Source organism: Tannerella forsythia, assembly GCF_003860135.1.
GTDB lineage: Bacteria > Bacteroidota > Bacteroidia > Bacteroidales > Tannerellaceae > Tannerella > Tannerella forsythia_A.
In genome coordinates this window covers 26,434-43,400 of record NZ_RQYN01000024.1, presented here as the reverse complement: position 1 = coordinate 43,400, position 16,967 = coordinate 26,434, and the positions used below count along the sequence as shown (strand labels likewise).

Here is a 16,967-nt window from a genome sequence, read left to right as displayed (position 1 = left end):
TGTAGTAACAAAGATGCTTCGATATTCAAAAAGAGAAGACGGTAATATCTTGACTGAAAGAAATGCGTTTTTATGCTATAACAGTGAGAATTTTATCCGTAGGGGAAAACAAATACCAGACTATATTTATAAAATGATTTCCTCGTCTTTTTTGGAAATGACTAATAAGGAACGATTGAATGTGTTAAATGAACTTTCAATGTAAAATAGCAGGTGTAGACTCTGAAAATTTATACCTTTGTAGTCTCAACTAATGAATGCAACTTTTTTTAAATTTGCATTCAAGTATTGCATTTGTGCGTTGAAACGATACATTTTTATTTATCCGTTTTAATATGAAAGCGATAAGATTATATATTGGTTTGTGCATGTTTTTAGGCTTTAATGCACTTGTATCATCACAGAGTGTAAGTATTGAATTATCGGCAAAATGGGTCAAAGGATACGATATTTTCAAAAAAGATTCGATCATATACTTTCCTGAACTAATGATCACGTATAGAAATATATCGGATACGAGTTTTTATTTTCAGAAAGTCTCAGATGGTCGTTATGGATTACCCTTTTTGCCCGCAGCTGGGTTATTACAATACCCAATTGAAGAATTTTTGAATCCTAATTATTTCAAAAGGGTAAAAATGCATGGTGATTATACAGGTAAACATTACAAAGTAGCAATTGGAGATAATTTATTTTCTAAAGGTTGGATTGCTATAAATGACACATGTAATATAGAAGTTGAACACGAAATTGACATGATAAACTCTGCATTGCAGAATATTTATGAATATATCTATCGAGAGAATTACAAGCCAATGGATACTCGCGACGAGTTCAAATTGTATTACACGATATCGGATATGGTACCGGAGGTCATATTAACTAAGTACAAAGACAAATTTGTTTTTTTAAAACCGGGAGAGAGCTGTACGGATACGTATAACCTTATCGGATTTAAATTGTTAAAAGGCTCCTTTACTTTCTATATACGTCCACATTTGCTGCCTTATGTCTATACTGCTCCGATTTGGGACAGTCATCAATCTCAATACGCTGAAAGAAAGGTTTTATTACCTCAAATCGTGGGAGGGTATACATTATATTCCGGCAATTTTTACTCTAATAAAATAACAATGACCTTTTAAACATAGTCGATTGATAAAGATTGTTTTGTACTCAGTATCCGTTTGAGCAATTTATTCCTATTTTTGTATCATCAAAAAAAGACGGATAAGATGTATTTGCTTGTATTGATTCAGAATAACGACGAGACGCCGTTGGCATTGTTTGAACGGATAGATGACGGGCGAAAATTTGTGCAATCCATCCCCGGTTATCGGAGGTGGGAAGAAGTTTCGGACGATGCGCGATGGGAATACGAGACTTTTAGTCCCGCGGGATTGCCTGATTATATGGAACTTTCGTATAACGGAAACCGTGTGCCGATTACAAAGTTTATGTTCCGCGACGAAGACGATGTGGAAATTATCTGGCGCGAGATTCCTTCTCTCGATCAACCCGGTCAGGGACTTGTAGACAGTCAGACGCTTGTCGACGCGTACGTCGTAGGAAATCATGAGCTGAAAGCGTATATCACCAAAAGGGAAGACACGTACCGGCGGGTGAAAACGCTTCTTGAAAAGCGAGGCTATCGGGTAGACCGTTCGTTTCATGGCTCGCAAGACGGCGAAGCGATCGTCTACCAAAATAACGAAGGCGGCGACTGGCATTTCCTGATGCACATGGACCCGTCTTTTGTCGATGAGGCTCCTGCTGAGGAAGAAGCCTTCGAGAAATGGCTCGACGCCTCTTTGTGATAATGCCCGATTCTTCCTATCTTTGCCCGAATGAAAACGCGTCGTAAAGAAACAGAAACGCACGAAAAGAATCATCGGACACACCGTATTTCGTTTTTACTCAACGAAGACGAGTATAAGGCCGTGGAGCGTCATCTGTCGAAATACAAGATCACGAACAAATCGAACTGGTATCGGAAGACGATTCTGAGCCATGTCCTCCGTGTGATGGAAGAAGATTATCCGACGCTCTTCAACGAAAACGAAATGCGCCGGTGATGAATCCGTTCGATGACGTATATTTCATGAAGCAGGCGTTGCTCGAAGCGCGCGAGGCGGCCTCGGAAGGAGAGGTGCCCGTGGGAGCCGTGATTGTTTGCGGCGACCGGATCATCGCGCGTGCCCACAATCAGACGGAACGACTGAATGATCCGACGGCGCATGCCGAGATGCTTGCCGTAACGTCGGCAACGTCGGCGTTAGGCGCGAAGTACCTGACGGATTGCCGGCTGTATGTAACCGTCGAGCCGTGTGTGATGTGCGCGGGAGCCATCGGGTGGGCGCAACTGGCCGTAGTCGTTTACGGTGCGCCGGACGAGAAACGCGGTTTCTCACGTTATGCTCCGCAGGCTTTCCATCCCAAAACGGAAGTGCGCGGCGGGATTCTTCAAGAAGAGTGCGCGGCCGAGATGCAAGCTTTCTTCCGTAAACGCCGATAACGTTCCTTCTTCAACCGATCCGCATCACGGCGGCTTCGAACTCGTTTTTATCTCCGACGGCTTTGTTGCGTACCTTACTGCGATAATTGTAAATCGTTGTCACCGAGTATTGCAGAAACTCGGCGATGCGCGTGCTGTCCGTAATGCCGAGGCGGATCAGGGCGAAAATACGCAGCTCGGTATTGAGCAGCTCGCCCGGTTTGGGAGTGATGCGGTCTTTCTCGTTCAGCAGCTTGTTGAAGTCGTTCACGAAATGCGGGAAGAGACCAAGGAACGTATGATCGAATTCGTTGTAAAACTCTTTGCGCTCGGCTTCGATAAACTCGTCCGATTTGATGGCTCTGAAAAGTTCTTCGAGCTTCGAGGTCGAAGCCAGCTTCGTCAGCCGGCGGCGGTATTGGTCGAGCTTGTCGATATACGCCGAGCAGCGGTTGATGTATTGCGCGATATACTCTTCCTTAATCAGGTTGGTTTCTTTGAGGGTGTCGTTGATGGCTTGCAGTTGCCGGTTCGCATCGGCCAGCGCCTGCCGCGCCACGGCGAGTTTCTTCATCTGCCGATAGACGTAGATAATGGCGGCGATCAGACAGAGAGCCAGCAGGCTGACACTGATAAGCAACAGAGTGATGGTGCGTTGTTTGCGTTCGCTTCTGAGGCGGTACGCCTTGTCGATGACGGGGAAGATTTCGGCCACTTCGATGGTGCGCGAGCGGGCGTTGCACGACTGCGCGTCTTCGAGCGAACATTTCATGTACTCGTAAGCGCGGTCGATGTCGCCGTCCTCATACAGCAGGAAAGCGAGTTTGCGCAGCGAGATGTATTCTTTCACCGACGATTGCAGATCGGCAATGGCCGAGCGTGTCAGGTAATATTTCTGGTTCTCGCGGTCGCCTTTCTGAGCGTACGCTTCGGAGAGCGTGTAAGCCAAAAAGCGTAGTTTTTGTTTGTCGTCGCATTCATCGGCCGGAGTTTTCAGCAGTTCGATGGCGGCGTCGTACTGTCCGTGAGCGTTAAGGCGGTCGGCCTCGACGATCAGGTAGTTGATATCGCTTCGTGGCATGATAGCCAGCAACGAGTCCCGATAACGGTCGACCGTCCGGAGATAGTCGTTCTTCTCTTCGTTCGTCAGCGCATAGTCTGCCATGTGTCCGTAGAGTGTGCGGCAATGGTGAAAATATCCTTGCCGCAGACTGTCGGGAACTCCCCGATGCGGAAGATGTGCCAATACATCGAGCGCCTCTTTATACATCCCCGTGACGGTCATGACTCCGATGAGATTCATCTGGGTGTCGTATCGAAACCGGCTGTCGGCCAGTAGCGGGAGAAGTTTTTCTTTTTCACGGATGTATTTCAATGCCGAATCCGTCTGATAGGCGATGTACATTTCGTACAGCCGACTGCACAGCCCGAATCGTTCTTCGTCCGAAACGGCTTGACGAAGCCTGTGTTTCAGACTGTCGATTTCTTTTTCCTTCGCGATATGATAGCGACCTCGATGGCTGATGATGCGGTCTAAATGTTTCAACCGACCGCTATGCTCGGCCAAAGAACCTGCTGCTTGCAGAGAGATCAGGCAGCATAAGGACAGGATGAGTTGTAAAAAACGTCTCATGTGAATCAGGATCAGTCTAATTTACCCGTAAAAATAAGCGTTTTTTTTGATATATGCCCGAAAGGCAGTGAAAAAAGAGCGTTCGTCCTTTTCCTATCCTTCGGAAGAATGTCCTCCGAGCAGCAGAGTCAGCATGATGGCCACAATGGTGACGGCGCTTGTGATCACGCCCCCTTCCGGCCCGAACGATCCGCCGCTAAGCAGTTCTTTCCCTTCGACGAGGCTCGAAGAGAAGAGACTTGTTTCCATGATGTTCATTCCGCTCACCGACATGCCGTACAGATTGCCCTGACTAAAGTTCCAAATCGAATGGATGGCGCATGCGCCCCATATATTGCCGGTTCTGAGCATATATACGGCAAGGAAAATACCATATAGCGTGAGATTGACGAAAGCTAAAAGATCAAAGCCCCCGTTAAAGATATGCAGCACGGAGAAGGTGAAGGAGCTGATCACGATCGCGGCGATGACAGGCAGCCGTGTCGACAGGCTCATCATAAAGTAACCGCGTGTGAGGATTTCTTCCTGAGCCCCTTGAATCACAAATCCGAAGAAGAAAAGAAGAAGCATGGCGATGCTTGCTGTGCTGTTCAGTCCGTCGAACGTGACGGAGCCGGTGGCGACAAGCGCGAAGTAGACCGTGCTGAAAAATACGAATCCGACGGCCATTCCTTTCACATAATGCATCCACGCGTCTTTACGGACAAACCCCATCGAGTACAAACTGCGTCCTTCGGCAAAACGACAGTAGAGCACAACGACAAGCGCGCTAAGGGCACAACTGAACAGGATGACCAATTTTTCGGCATCCATCGCCGAATCGCCGAGAACGTTGGCATCTTTCAGCAGGAAGAAAAGAACGTATGGGAAAATCGTAGGGAGCAGTGAGCCGATGTAAATACCGATAAAAATAAGGATCTGCAACAACGGGTGCGGTTTGAACCGGCTTTCCCGGGCTGCCGCGACGAGCGAATGATGGTTTAGATGGAATCGAATCATGCTATGCTTATGAGTTGTACGTAACACTTTTGTTTATTTGAGGAGGTCGGGGCGCAGCTGTTCCGTGCGTTCCTGAGCTTGTTGGAGACGCCATTCGGCGATTTTGCGTTCGTGTCCTGAGAGTAAGATGTCGGGCACCTTCCAGCCTTTGTATTCCGCCGGCCGTGTATAGACGGGGGGCGCAAGCAACCCGTCCTGAAACGAATCGGAGAGCGCGCTCTGTTCGTCGCCGATGACTCCCGGGATGAGCCGGATCGTCGCGTCGGCGATGATGGCTGCCGCCAGCTCGCCCCCTGTCAGCACGTAGTCTCCGACCGAGATTTCCAGGGTGATCAGGTGTTCGCGGATGCGGTAATCGATCCCCTTGTAATGCCCGCAAAGAATGATGATGTTTTGCAGTAGCGACAAGCGGTTGGCCATCGGCTGATCAAACATTTGTCCGTCGGGCGAAGTATAAATCACTTCGTCGTAATCGCGCTCGGCTTTGAGGGCTGTGATCGCACGGTCGACCGGTTCGATCTGCATCACCATGCCGGCCTCGCCGCCGAAAGGGTAATCGTCTACCCGTCGCCATTTGTTCGTCGTGTAGTCGCGCAGGTTATGCAGGTGTATCTCTGCGAGCCGCTTATCCTGCGCCCTTTTCAGAATGGAGCAGTTCACGCATCCGTCAATCATCTCGGGAAGTACGGTCAGAATATCTATTCGCATCGTAAAAACAAGTTTTAGTACAGGCGTTTCCTGAAGCCGGCGAGCATGTTCGGCTACCGGCGTGAAAGCGGCAAAGGTAGGAAAAAATGGCGGTTGGCGGTTGGCGGTTGCCTATTAATTTTTATCTTTGCACATCTTTTTTGAGAAAAACTCATACGTAGAATGAATATATCATATAATTGGTTAAAAGAATATTTGCCGTTTGATCTGACACCCGACGAGGTGTCGGAGGCATTGACCTCGATCGGTCTTGAGACAGGCAGTGTGGAAGAGGTACAGTCGATCAAAGGAGGACTGGCCGGATTGGTGATCGGTGAAGTGCTGACATGTACGGAGCATCCCAACTCGGATCATCTGCATCTGACGACCGTCGATGTCGGTGCCGGTGAGCCTTTGCCCATCGTCTGCGGCGCTCCGAATGTGGCCGCAGGGCAGAAGGTGGTGGTAGCCACTGTCGGTACGAAGCTGTATCACGGCGACGAAGAGTTTGTCATCAAAAAAAGTAAAATACGCGGTGAGGTTTCGTTGGGTATGATTTGTGCCGAGGACGAGATCGGCATCGGTAACGATCATGCGGGAATCATTGTCCTTCCGCCCGACGCCCGGGTAGGGATGCCTGCCGCAGAGTATTATCACGTCGAGAGCGATTACGTGCTCGAGGTGGATATTACTCCCAACCGCGTAGATGCGACGTCGCATTACGGCGTGGCACGCGACCTCGCGGCTTATCTCAAGCATCAGGGACAGGCTGCCGAATTAAGACTCCCTTCGGTCGAAGCGTTTCAGGTTGACGATCCGTCGCCGGCTATTACTGTCGAGGTGGCTAATACGGAGGCCTGCCCGCGTTATTCGGGACTGACGATCCGCGGGGTGACCGTCGGAGAAAGTCCGGACTGGTTGAAGAACCGTCTGTCCGCCATCGGTCTGCGTCCGATCAATAATGTGGTAGACGTAACGAATTACGTGCTGCACGAAACGGGGCAGCCGCTTCATTCGTTCGACGCCTCTAAAATCAAAGGTAATAAAATCGTTGTGCGTACGGAACCGGAAGGCACCAAATTCGTGACGCTCGATGGCATAGAACGTACGTTGACCGGAGAAGATTTGATGATCTGTGACACGGAAAAGGCGATGTGTATCGGCGGCGTATTCGGGGGGCTGGACTCCGGAGTGACGGAGCAAACGACCGATGTGTTCCTTGAATCAGCATGTTTTCATCCGACATGGATCCGCAGAACGGCGCGGCGTTTCGGCCTGAATACGGACGCTTCGTTCCGTTTCGAACGCGGTTTAGACCCGAACCGGACGCTCTATGTGCTTAAACGTGCCGCATTGCTGATTCAGGAAGTGGCCGGCGGAAAAATCGTCGGAGAGGTACAGGACGTCTATCCGACGAAAGCAGAACCGTATCCGGTCGATATTACGTACCGGAAGATCAACACGGTAATCGGGAAGGAAATTCCCGTGGAAACGGTGAAAAGTATTTTGTCGTCGCTCGAAATGGAGATTGTCTCCGAGACGGCTGAAGGATTGTCGTTGCGTGTGCCGGTATACCGTATTGATGTACGCCGCGATGTCGATGTGATCGAAGATATTCTTCGTATTTACGGATATAATCATGTGGGATTCAGTGAACATCTGCAATCGACGTTGAGCTATCAGGCTCCGGCCGATCGCAGCTATCGCATGGAGACGTTGATTTCGGAGCAGCTCTGCGGGGCCGGTTTCCATGAGATCATGAATAACTCCCTGACGCGACGCGGGTATTATGAAGAACTGACCTCGTTGCCCGCCGACGGATGTGTGGCCTTGATGAATCCGCTCAGCGTCGACCTGAACGTGATGCGCCGGACACTGTTGTTCGGTGGTTTGCAAAGTATCGCGTACAATTTGAATCACAAACAAAAGCAGATTCGCTTTTTCGAGTTCGGCAATTGTTATGCGTATCAGCCCGCCGAGAAAAAAGAAGGCGAGGCATTGTCGGGATTGAGTGAAGAATACCGGTTGGGTTTATGGCTGAGCGGTCTCAGAGTGGAAAACAGCTGGATGCATGCAGACGAGAAGACTTCGGTCTACGAGTTGAAGGCGCATGTCGAGAATATCTTGCGACGTCTGGGCGTGAACATGAAAAAGCTCACGTGGAGCACTTTCTCGAATGATATCTACACGTCAGGTATGACCATCGGTTCGGCTTCGGGACGCACGCTCGGTACGTTCGGCGTAATCGGCCGGAAGATATTGAAAAAGATGGACATCGACGAAGAGGTGTATTTCGCGGAGTTGTCGTGGTCGACTCTGATGAAGGAAACACGCAAGGCCGAAACGACGTTTGCCGAGATTCCTAAATTCCCGGAAGTAAAGCGTGATCTGGCTCTGCTCGTCGATCGGTCGGTGACGTTTGCCGATGTAGAACGGATAGCCGTCGAAACGGAGCGCAAGTTGCTGAAAAAAGTTACCTTGTTCGATGTGTACGAAGGGTCGAACTTGTTGCCGGGAAAAAAATCGTATGCCGTCAGTTTCTATTTGCAGGACGCGGAAAAAACGCTTAACGACAAGCAAATCGACAACATCATGACGCGGTTGCAAAAGAATCTGGAAGAGAAATTGGGAGCGCAGTTAAGATAAAAACAAGTCAAAAAAAAGAATATAACCTATGGGAAGAGCATTTGAGTTCCGCAAGGCGCGGAAATTTAAACGTTGGGGAAATATGGCCCGCGTGTTCACGAAGCTGGGAAAAGAAATCACCATCGCTGTTAAGGCCGGTGGCCCTGAGCCGGAAAATAACCCGCGTCTTCGTGTGCTGATACAGACGGCGAAGAAGGAAAATATGCCGAAAGAAAATGTCGATCGTGCCATTAAAAAAGCCAGCTCGAAAGACTATACCGATTATAAGGAGATGAACTATGAAGGCTACGGCCCTTTCGGAATCGCGATATTCGTAGAAACGGCAACTGACAATACGACGCGAACCGTGGCCAATGTCCGCAGCTATTTCAACAAGGCCGGTGGTTCGCTCGGTACAAGCGGATCGTTGGAGTTTCTGTTCGATCACAAATGTGTGTTTCATATCACCAAGAAGGAAGGAATGTCGCTGGATGAGTTGGAATTGGAACTGATCGATTTTGGAGTGGACGAAGTCTATGAAGAGGAAGACGAAATTGTGCTTTACGGCGACTTTTCGCAAAATTCGGCTATTCAGAAATACCTCGAAGAGAATGGCTACGAGATTACAACGAGCGAATTCCTTCGTATTCCGAACGACGTGAAAGAAGTCACCCCCGAACAGCGTGAGAGTATCGAAAAGCTGATCGAGAGACTGGAAGAAGACGAAGACGTCCAGAATGTTTTTCATAACATGAAAGAAAGCGACGAATAAGCACATTGAGTCCACACGCAGACAGCCCGTGATATGATGCGGGAGACAAATCTTCGTGCAGATTTATTACAAACAATTTGCGGGAGACAAATCTGTTTAGGAATTTTAATCAATCAATTTGTGGGAAACAAATCTGTTCAGGAATTTTAATCAATCAATTTGCGGGAGATAAATCTGTTCAGGAATTTTAATCAATCAATTTGTGGGAAACAAATCTGTTTAGGAATTTTAATCAATCAATTTGTGGGAGACAAATCTGTTCAGGAATTTTAATCAATCAATTTGTGGGAGATAAATCTGTTCAGGAATTTTAACCAAACAACGATGCGGGAGATAAATCTTCACGCAGATTGATTATAAACCTTGATGCGGGAGACGAATCAAGTCCGCAGGGCTTGATTTTTTATTGCGCCGGCATAAAAAATGAAGTTTTTTATGTAAGTTTGCCACTAAAAAACAAAAGAATAATATGAAACCAACTTTATTTGTGCTGGCGGCCGGCATGGGAAGCCGCTACGGAGGATTGAAACAGTTAGACGGTGTAGGGCCTCATGGCGAAACGATTATGGATTATTCGATATTCGATGCGATTCGTGGCGGATTCGGCAAAGTGGTCTTCGTGATACGGAAAGATTTTGAGGCCGATTTCCGCTCGAAAATTTTGTCCAAATACGAAAATCATATTCCGGTGGAAGTTGTTTTCCAGTCGTCCGACAAATTGCCGGAAGGTTTCACCTGCCCTCCGGAACGTACCAAGCCGTGGGGTACGAATCACGCCGTCATGATGGGCAAGGAGGTTATTCACGAGCCGTTTGCGGTGATTAATGCCGACGATTTTTACGGACGCGACAGTTTTGCGGTCATCGGTGAGGAATTGTCGAAATCGGAAGGAAAAGAGAATACGTATTGCATGGTTGGTTTTCGTGTAGGCAACACCCTGAGCGAGAGTGGTTCGGTGGCGCGTGGCGTTTGCGAAACGAACGAGGAAGGCTATCTCACGTCGGTCGTGGAACGCACAGCGATCGAGCGCATTGACGGTAAGATTCAGTTCACGGACGAGCACGGGCAGATCATCACGTTGGAAGAAAACACCCCGGTATCGATGAATATGTGGGGCTTTACCCCCGATTATTTTGCGTATTCGGAAGCGTTCTTCAAAGAATTTCTGAAAGAAAATATTAATAACCCGAAAGCCGAATATTTTATTCCGTTGATGGTTAACGAGCTGATCACAAATGGAAAGGCGCGTGTAAAAGTGTTGGATACGACATCGAAATGGTTTGGTGTGACGTATGCGGCCGATCGTCAGGGGGTGGTTGATAAGATTCAAGCGCTCATCGATGCGGGCGAATATCCCGCTCCGCTTTTCGGTTGAACCGGATGCATTCCGGAATGGTTATATCAGTGGAATATCGTAGAAGAATCGGAATGAAAAAAATAATCCATATCGCTTGGGTATGCGGCTTGTGCTTGCTTGGCTCGACGCGCCTTCAGGCACAGGAAAAGGAAACCATGGTGTTGATTGACACCGATAAGGGTAAAATCACCGTCAGATTATACAACGAGACGCCGCAACATCGCGACAATTTTATCAAGCTGGTAAACGAACATCAGTACGACGGTCTGTTGTTCCATCGGGTGATTAAGCAGTTTATGATTCAGGCGGGGGATGTAACTTCGAAAGATGCGCCGCCGGAGAAGAAACTTGGCGACGGCGATCTGGGATATACCATTCCGGCCGAGATCGTCTATCCGAAATATTTTCACAAACGCGGCCAACTGGCGGCAGCACGTACGGCCGACGATGTCAATCCCGAACGTGCCTCGTCGGCCTCGCAGTTTTATATCGTGACGGGTAAGTTCTTTACATCGATGGAGCTGGATAAGATGGAGCGCGAAAAAAACATCCGGCTCACCCCCGAACAGCGCGAGGCTTACATGACGGAAGGAGGCGCTCCGCATCTCGATGGGGCCTATACCGTTTTCGGCGAGGTCGTAAAAGGCATGAAAGTGGTCGATAAGATTCAGTTCGTACCGACTGACACGAACGACCGTCCGCTGAAAAACATCGCCATACGGTCTATGAAAATTCTGGAGAAATAAGACGATGAAACGGTACGGATGTCTGATTGCCGGTTTGCTTCTTTGGAATTGTGCGAGCGGGCTCGCGCAAGCTCCGGCCACGTCCGATATCCGTCTGACTGTTCCCGATGGGTATGTGAGAGGAGTCTTAGACGGCAAAGATACGATTCCGTTTGTTCGCCTGCCGCATGTGTATGTCTTCCCCGAACTGAAATTCCGCAACGAAAAGGAGCGGCAGAAATACAATAAACTTGTGCGCGACGTCAAACGCACGCTGCCTTACGCCAAACTGATCTACGAGACGTTAATCGAAACGTACGAATACATCGAAACCCTTCCGGACGAGAAGACCAAGAAGGCGCATCTCAAGCGGATGGAAAAAGAATTATTCAACGAGTACAAACCCGAACTGAAAAAGATGAGCCTCTCGCAGGGCAAGCTGTTGATCCGGCTTGTCGACCGCGAGTGCAATCAGACGAGCTATGAGTTGGCCAAGGCTTTTCTCGGCGGTTTTCGTGCCGGCTTTTGGAATATTTTTGCCGGTATGTTTGGGGCCAGCCTGAAATCGGAGTACGATCCCCAAGGCAAAGACGCCATGACCGAACGTGTGGTTTTGTTAGTGGAGTGCGGGGCGATCTAACTGCTTGAAAACTTCCCAAAGCACTATCCCCGTCGCGACGGACACATTCAGCGAGTGCTTCGTGCCGCATTGAGGAATTTCGATACACATATCGCAGGCGTCGACCACCGCTTGCCGCACGCCTTTCACTTCATGCCCTACGATAATCGCATATTTCCGTCCGGAGTCGAGCGAGAGCTTTTCGAGTGAAACGCTTCCTTCCGCCTGTTCCACGGCGCAGAGCACATATCCTTGTCGCTTAAGCTCGGCAACGGCATCGGCCGTATCCTTATAGTAACGCCACTCGACGGTTTCTTCAGCACCCAGCGCCGTCTTATGAATCTCCGCATTCGGTGGCGTTGCCGTGATGCCGCATAGGTAAACGGCCTCCATACGAAATGCGTCGGCTGTGCGGAATACCGAGCCTACATTGTTCAGGCTCCTTACTTCATCGAGTACTACCACTACCGGGAGTTTGGCGACGGTTTTATATTCGTCGGCCGTCAGACGGTTCAGTTCGGTTATTTTTAATTTGCGCATACGTCGAATATTTGAAAGACAAAGAAAATCGCTGTTTTAGGAACGAAAAAGAGAGGCTGTTTCCCAATGATCTTGTGTCCAGCCTCTCCGGTATATTCAGAAACGGATGAGATGCAAGTGTCTCCCGTTTATGACGCACATTCTTTGATAATGTTTATCAGCTCACGGCCTAACGCATCGGCTTCCTCCATCGTGTGTGCCTCGGCATAGATACGGATAATCGGCTCCGTATTGCTCTTGCGCAGATGTACCCATTTATCGGGGAAGTCGATCTTTACTCCGTCGATATCGGTAAGGTCGTGCTGCGAGAATTTTTCTTTTACCTTAGCCAGTATGGTATCTACATCGATCGAAGGATTCAGGTCGACACGTTGCTTCGAAATGAAATAGTTGGGGTATGTAGCTCGCAATTCGCTTGCTTTCATCTTTTTCTTGGCCAGATGAGTAAGGAACAAGGCAATCCCGACGAGCGCGTCGCGCCCGTAATGACTGGCAGGATAAATTACGCCGCCGTTGCCCTCTCCGCCGATCACGGCGTTTGTCTCTTTCATTTTCGATACGACATTCACTTCGCCAACGGCTGCCGCATGATACTCCATGCCGTGTTTGCGGGTGACATCGCGCAGCGCTCGGCTCGAGCTCAGGTTGCTCACCGTATTGCCGGGCGTGTGTGAAAGCACATAGTCGCTGACGGCGACCAGCGTGTATTCTTCGCCAAACATCTCGCCGTTTTCGCAGACAATCGCCAGACGATCTACATCGGGGTCGACGGCGAAGCCGACATCGGCCTTAGCCTGCTTCGTCAGTTGCGAAAGTTCGGTGAGATGTTCCGGGATCGGTTCGGGATTATGTGAAAAGTTCCCGTGCGGGTTGCAGTGCAATTTGCAAATTTCCTTGATCCCCAACGCATACAGCAGTTCGGGGATTACAATGCCGCCGACCGAATTGACACAGTCGATGGCAACGCGGAAATTGGCTGCACGGATCGCTTCGACATCGACTAATTCAAGTCCGAGTACATGCTTAATGTGGCGTTCCTTGTAGCGATTGTCCGTAATTACTTTACCCAACGTATCGACCGGAACGAATGTAAAATCTTCGGTTTCGGCGATCCGCAGAATCTCCCCGCCTTCTTCGGCATTGAGAAATTCTCCTCTTTCATTCAGCAGTTTCAAGGCGTTCCATTGCTTGGGATTATGACTGGCTGTCAGGATGATCCCGCCACAAGCCTGTTCCATGGGTACAGCCAGTTCGGTGGTCGGTGTCGTAGCCAGATCGATATCGACCACATCGAAGCCCATTCCCGTCAAAGTTCCAATCACGATGTTTTTTACCATCAGCCCCGACATACGGGCATCCCGTCCTACGACGATCCGGTTCGTCGTTACCGATGTGTTTCTACGAATAAACGTGGCATAAGCTGCTACAAATTTTACGATAGCCAACGGATTAAGTCCGTCGTCCGGTGCACCGCCGATCGTCCCGCGGATGCCGGAAATCGATTTAATCAATGTCATTGTGTTCAAATTTTTATTAAGTCGCAAAGGTAGCATAAAATCAGCAATTATGCATATCCGAATCAAATTATCGAGATCGAAATCCGCATCGTTTCTACCTGTTTTTATCCGTGAGTTGTGCGTACCATTCGGAAAATACAGCAGTTGAAAAAGCAGATAATTTGTCCGGTTCGAAAAAAATGCGTATTTTTGCACCCTAAAAATCCGCAGAGGGTAGAACAAGCGGCGTAAAAAGGCGTCCACCCCCGGGAAATAACCTGTTAATAATTAAGAAAACAGATGTACGTAATTGTAGAAATTAACGGTCAGCAATTTAAGGCTGAGGAAGGAAAAAAATTATTTGTTCACCACCTGCGTCATGCGGAAAGTGGGGCAACGGTAGAGTTCGACAAGGTATTATTGGTCGATACCGACGGTCAAGTTCAGGTAGGTACGCCTACGATTGAAGGAGCCAAGGTTGTATGCGAAGTTGTTTCTCCGTTGGTAAAAGGAGATAAAGTCTTGGTATTCCACAAGAAGAGAAGAAAAGGGTATCGCAAGTTGAACGGTCATCGTCAACAGTTTACCGAGTTGAATATCAAACAAATTATTGCTTAACGTTTAAAAAGTAGAAGAAAATGGCACATAAAAAAGGAGTCGGAAGTTCGAAGAACGGTCGCGAATCGGAAAGCAAACGATTAGGTATTAAGCTGTTCGGTGGCGAGATGGCGAAAGCCGGAAATATTATCGCACGCCAACGCGGTACGGAGTTTCATCCGGGTAAGAACGTAGGCATGGGCAAAGATCATACGATCTACGCGTTAATCGACGGCATCGTCGTTTTCAGTAAAGGCAAGGAAAATCGTTCGTATATCTCTGTCAAGAGCGCATCGGAAGCCGTAGCCGGAAATTCGTAAGTAGCGAAAAGAGGCTGATGAATTGCAGTAAGCCAGAAGAATAAACAAATTCTTCCGGATAAAAATGAAAACATCGGGGCTGCCCAGAAGAGTCATCGACTCAGAAGGACAGCCTCTGCTGTTTATGGATGTTTCAAACAGATCGTTCAATGAATTGCAGGTATATTGGAAAGAAGAGGGGCGTATGGCTTGTCGTGTGCATGATGAGTTTGATGGTTTTGTCGTGCGCGGCACATAAAGGTACGGGAGCGCTTCCTGTATCGGAGGCGACCGAAACGCTTTCGCATCGGCTGGGAATACCTTTAACGGACGAGGATAATCTGGAGCTTTACCGGATGGTTGCGCAATGGATCGGTACTCCGCATCGCATGGGAAGAAGCACGAAGAAAGGAACCGACTGTTCGGGTTTCGTTACGAATGTTTACAAGAAAATCTACGGCAAAACTTTGGCGCGGTCTTCGGCCGCTATGTTGGCTACGAATTGTGATCGCATCGATAAAAAGAGCTTGCGTGAGGGGGATTTGGTTTTTTTCTATACCCGCCGAAAATCGAAACGTCCGTCGCATGTCGGTATTTATTTGAAAGACGGTAAATTTGCTCATTCAAGTACTTCAAAAGGGGTTATCATTAGCCGTCTGGAGGAACCTTATTACAAGAAACGCTGGATTACCGGAGGAGTGGTGCGGTAGTTTTTTCGGTCAGGCGGATCAACATTCCGCAAACTTATGTATCTTTGTTGTCTCTAAAAAAACGAGAAGGAACATGTTGACAGTAAAAGTTATCACAGAAAATCAGGAGGAAGTCATTCGCCGATTGGCCGTCAAGCATTACGATGCCAAGGAAATCACCGATAAGATCATCGCTACGGATAAAGTGCGGCGCAATGCACAAACAACTTTAGACGCGAACCTGACCGAGGTCAACCGGATTTCGAAAACGATCGGTTTGCTGATGAAGGAAGGAAAAAAGGCTGAGGCCGAAGAAGCTAAGAGTGAAGTGTCTCGGTTGAAGGAGGCCAATAAAGAGCTGGAAGCAACGAAGAAACGGGCCGAGGATGACATCCATGAATATTTAGTTTCGATTCCCAACATGCCGCATGAATCTGTGCCCGAGGGTAAAGGCGCCGAAGACAACGTATGCGAAAAGCAGGGAGGCATGATTCCCGAACTTCCTGCCGATGCTCTCCCTCACTGGGAATTGGCAAAAAAATACGATATCATTGATTTCGAACTTGGCGTTAAAATTACCGGTTCGGGCTTTCCAGTGTATAAGGGAAAGGGAGCACGGTTGCAGCGTTCACTCATTAATTTCTTCTTAGACAATGCGCGTGATGCCGGTTATCTTGAAATTGAACCGCCTTACGTCGTAAATACGGAATCAGGCTACGGAACGGGTCAATTGCCAGACAAAGAAGGTCAGATGTATCATGTCGGTTTGGACGATTTATATCTGATCCCGACCGCAGAGGTTCCGGTTACGAACATCTACAGAGATGTGATTTTGAATGAAGCGGATCTTCCCGTCAAAAATACGGCTTACTCCGCTTGTTTCCGTCGCGAGGCCGGTTCGTACGGAAAAGACGTGCGAGGATTGAATCGCCTGCATCAATTCGACAAGGTCGAAATCATCCGTATCGATAAGCCCGAACATTCGTATCAATCTTTGCAAGAGATGCTCGATTATGTTCAGACGCTCGTTGAGAAGTTAGCACTCCCGTGGCGCATCCTTCGGTTGTGTGGTGGTGATCTCAGTTTCACGTCATCGCTGACGTTTGATTTCGAAGTGTATTCCGCCGCGCAGAAACGTTGGCTCGAAGTCAGCTCGGTGTCTAACTTCGAGAGCTATCAGGCCAACCGTCTGAAATGTCGCTATCGCGGTGCCGACAAAAAGGTGCAGCTCTGTCATACGCTCAACGGAAGCGCTTTGGCTTTACCTCGTATTGTCGCGGCTCTGCTCGAAAATAATCAGACACCGAACGGCATCCGAATCCCTCAAGCTCTTGTTCCTTATACGGGGTTTGAACTGATTGACTGATACGGGTTCGACCGTGTTTTTCCACGAAGAGTTTTTAGAAAGAGACGATTTTAATCCCGATCTAAATAG

At 48.6% G+C, this 16,967-nt stretch carries 19 protein-coding genes; 14 read left to right on the top strand and 5 right to left on the bottom strand.

The window, feature by feature from the left end:
- From EII41_RS14300 to EII41_RS07555, 5 genes are all read left to right on the top strand, one after another.
- Positions 1–205 (top strand): hypothetical protein (locus EII41_RS14300; RefSeq protein WP_221620705.1); only part of this gene is annotated, 205 nt, incomplete at its 5' end.
- A 130-nt stretch (positions 206–335) separates the two neighbouring features.
- Entirely contained in the window at positions 336–1,145 is an 810-nt protein-coding gene (locus EII41_RS07570; RefSeq protein ID WP_124790089.1) for a hypothetical protein, read from the top strand.
- Positions 1,146–1,235: 90 nt separating this feature from the next.
- Positions 1,236–1,817 carry a hypothetical protein gene (locus tag EII41_RS07565; RefSeq protein ID WP_124790088.1) on the top strand — a complete coding sequence of 194 codons (582 nt, stop codon included), beginning with the start codon at positions 1,236–1,238 and terminating at the stop codon, positions 1,815–1,817.
- Positions 1,818–1,847: 30 nt separating this feature from the next.
- Entirely contained in the window at positions 1,848–2,075 is a 228-nt protein-coding gene (locus EII41_RS07560) for a hypothetical protein (RefSeq protein ID WP_046825006.1), read from the top strand.
- A complete protein-coding gene (locus EII41_RS07555; RefSeq protein ID WP_124750761.1) occupies positions 2,075–2,515 on the top strand; it encodes a nucleoside deaminase in 441 nt (146 codons plus the stop codon). The genes EII41_RS07560 and EII41_RS07555 overlap by 1 nt, the downstream gene beginning before the upstream one ends.
- Positions 2,516–2,525: 10 nt before the next feature.
- Here the strand turns inward: EII41_RS07555 and EII41_RS07550 are convergent, their stop codons facing one another.
- The 3 genes from EII41_RS07550 to trmD form a co-directional block, all read right to left on the bottom strand.
- The gene (locus tag EII41_RS07550; protein WP_260425519.1) at positions 2,526–4,127 is read right to left on the bottom strand and encodes a DUF6377 domain-containing protein; all 1,602 of its coding nucleotides are present in this window, start codon (positions 4,125–4,127) and stop codon (positions 2,526–2,528) included.
- Between the two features lie 93 nt (positions 4,128–4,220).
- Positions 4,221–5,126 carry a CPBP family intramembrane glutamic endopeptidase gene (locus EII41_RS07545; RefSeq protein WP_124790086.1) on the bottom strand — a complete coding sequence of 302 codons (906 nt, stop codon included), beginning with the start codon at positions 5,124–5,126 and terminating at the stop codon, positions 4,221–4,223.
- 33 nt (positions 5,127–5,159) lie between these two features.
- Entirely contained in the window at positions 5,160–5,834 is a 675-nt protein-coding gene (trmD, locus tag EII41_RS07540) for a tRNA (guanosine(37)-N1)-methyltransferase TrmD (RefSeq protein ID WP_124790085.1), read from the bottom strand.
- A gap of 162 nt (positions 5,835–5,996) precedes the next feature.
- Between trmD and pheT the strand changes: the two genes are divergently transcribed.
- From pheT to EII41_RS07515, 5 genes are all read left to right on the top strand, one after another.
- Positions 5,997–8,459: a phenylalanine--tRNA ligase subunit beta gene (gene pheT, locus EII41_RS07535; protein WP_124790084.1), complete on the top strand. Its 2,463-nt coding sequence runs from the start codon at positions 5,997–5,999 to the stop codon at positions 8,457–8,459.
- Between the two features lie 28 nt (positions 8,460–8,487).
- Positions 8,488–9,210 carry a YebC/PmpR family DNA-binding transcriptional regulator gene (locus EII41_RS07530; RefSeq protein ID WP_124750713.1) on the top strand — a complete coding sequence of 241 codons (723 nt, stop codon included), beginning with the start codon at positions 8,488–8,490 and terminating at the stop codon, positions 9,208–9,210.
- Between the two features lie 469 nt (positions 9,211–9,679).
- Positions 9,680–10,585, top strand: coding sequence for a nucleotidyltransferase (locus EII41_RS07525; protein WP_124750714.1), 906 nt, complete (start codon positions 9,680–9,682; stop codon positions 10,583–10,585).
- A gap of 53 nt (positions 10,586–10,638) precedes the next feature.
- On the top strand, positions 10,639–11,313 hold the full coding sequence (locus tag EII41_RS07520) for a peptidylprolyl isomerase (protein ID WP_124750715.1): 675 nt from the start codon (positions 10,639–10,641) through the stop codon (positions 11,311–11,313).
- 4 nt (positions 11,314–11,317) lie between these two features.
- Positions 11,318–11,932, top strand: a complete 615-nt coding sequence (locus EII41_RS07515; protein ID WP_124790083.1) for a DUF4294 domain-containing protein — start codon at positions 11,318–11,320, stop codon at positions 11,930–11,932.
- Here EII41_RS07515 and EII41_RS07510 read toward each other — a convergent pair.
- Positions 11,909–12,451, bottom strand: a complete 543-nt coding sequence (locus EII41_RS07510; protein WP_124790082.1) for an RNA methyltransferase — start codon at positions 12,449–12,451, stop codon at positions 11,909–11,911. The two genes, EII41_RS07515 and EII41_RS07510, sit on opposite strands and share 24 nt — an antisense overlap.
- A gap of 128 nt (positions 12,452–12,579) precedes the next feature.
- Positions 12,580–13,968, bottom strand: a complete 1,389-nt coding sequence (gene glmM, locus EII41_RS07505; RefSeq protein WP_124790081.1) for a phosphoglucosamine mutase — start codon at positions 13,966–13,968, stop codon at positions 12,580–12,582.
- 279 nt (positions 13,969–14,247) lie between these two features.
- On the opposite strand from glmM, the gene rplU reads away from it, so the two are divergent.
- The 4 genes from rplU to serS all read left to right on the top strand — a co-directional run bounded on the left by rplU (position 14,248) and on the right by serS (position 16,898).
- Complete coding sequence (gene rplU / locus EII41_RS07500; protein WP_124790080.1) at positions 14,248–14,565, top strand: 50S ribosomal protein L21; 318 nt, start codon at positions 14,248–14,250, stop codon at positions 14,563–14,565.
- Between the two features lie 20 nt (positions 14,566–14,585).
- Positions 14,586–14,864, top strand: coding sequence for a 50S ribosomal protein L27 (rpmA, locus tag EII41_RS07495; RefSeq protein WP_124750720.1), 279 nt, complete (start codon positions 14,586–14,588; stop codon positions 14,862–14,864).
- A 149-nt stretch (positions 14,865–15,013) separates the two neighbouring features.
- Entirely contained in the window at positions 15,014–15,553 is a 540-nt protein-coding gene (locus EII41_RS07490) for a C40 family peptidase (protein WP_124790079.1), read from the top strand.
- Positions 15,554–15,626: 73 nt separating this feature from the next.
- Positions 15,627–16,898 (top strand): serine--tRNA ligase, encoded by a 1,272-nt coding sequence (gene serS, locus EII41_RS07485; protein ID WP_124790078.1) that lies wholly within the window; start codon positions 15,627–15,629, stop codon positions 16,896–16,898.
- Positions 16,899–16,967: the final 69 nt, after the last annotated feature.

Bases quoted from the DNA above. Each gene is read 5' to 3' on its own strand.
- EII41_RS07570 (WP_124790089.1), top strand. From the start codon at position 336: ATGAAAGCGATAAGATTATATATTGGTTTGTGCATGTTTTTAGGCTTT.
- EII41_RS07565 (WP_124790088.1), top strand. From the start codon at position 1,236: ATGTATTTGCTTGTATTGATTCAGAATAACGACGAGACGCCGTTGGCA.
- EII41_RS07560 (WP_046825006.1), top strand. From the start codon at position 1,848: ATGAAAACGCGTCGTAAAGAAACAGAAACGCACGAAAAGAATCATCGG.
- EII41_RS07555 (WP_124750761.1), top strand. From the start codon at position 2,075: ATGAATCCGTTCGATGACGTATATTTCATGAAGCAGGCGTTGCTCGAA.
- EII41_RS07550 (WP_260425519.1), bottom strand. From the start codon at position 4,127: ATGAGACGTTTTTTACAACTCATCCTGTCCTTATGCTGCCTGATCTCT.
- EII41_RS07545 (WP_124790086.1), bottom strand. From the start codon at position 5,126: ATGATTCGATTCCATCTAAACCATCATTCGCTCGTCGCGGCAGCCCGG.
- trmD (WP_124790085.1), bottom strand. From the start codon at position 5,834: ATGCGAATAGATATTCTGACCGTACTTCCCGAGATGATTGACGGATGC.
- pheT (WP_124790084.1), top strand. From the start codon at position 5,997: ATGAATATATCATATAATTGGTTAAAAGAATATTTGCCGTTTGATCTG.
- EII41_RS07530 (WP_124750713.1), top strand. From the start codon at position 8,488: ATGGGAAGAGCATTTGAGTTCCGCAAGGCGCGGAAATTTAAACGTTGG.
- EII41_RS07525 (WP_124750714.1), top strand. From the start codon at position 9,680: ATGAAACCAACTTTATTTGTGCTGGCGGCCGGCATGGGAAGCCGCTAC.
- EII41_RS07520 (WP_124750715.1), top strand. From the start codon at position 10,639: ATGAAAAAAATAATCCATATCGCTTGGGTATGCGGCTTGTGCTTGCTT.
- EII41_RS07515 (WP_124790083.1), top strand. From the start codon at position 11,318: ATGAAACGGTACGGATGTCTGATTGCCGGTTTGCTTCTTTGGAATTGT.
- EII41_RS07510 (WP_124790082.1), bottom strand. From the start codon at position 12,451: ATGCGCAAATTAAAAATAACCGAACTGAACCGTCTGACGGCCGACGAA.
- glmM (WP_124790081.1), bottom strand. From the start codon at position 13,968: ATGACATTGATTAAATCGATTTCCGGCATCCGCGGGACGATCGGCGGT.
- rplU (WP_124790080.1), top strand. From the start codon at position 14,248: ATGTACGTAATTGTAGAAATTAACGGTCAGCAATTTAAGGCTGAGGAA.
- rpmA (WP_124750720.1), top strand. From the start codon at position 14,586: ATGGCACATAAAAAAGGAGTCGGAAGTTCGAAGAACGGTCGCGAATCG.
- EII41_RS07490 (WP_124790079.1), top strand. From the start codon at position 15,014: ATGAATTGCAGGTATATTGGAAAGAAGAGGGGCGTATGGCTTGTCGTG.
- serS (WP_124790078.1), top strand. From the start codon at position 15,627: ATGTTGACAGTAAAAGTTATCACAGAAAATCAGGAGGAAGTCATTCGC.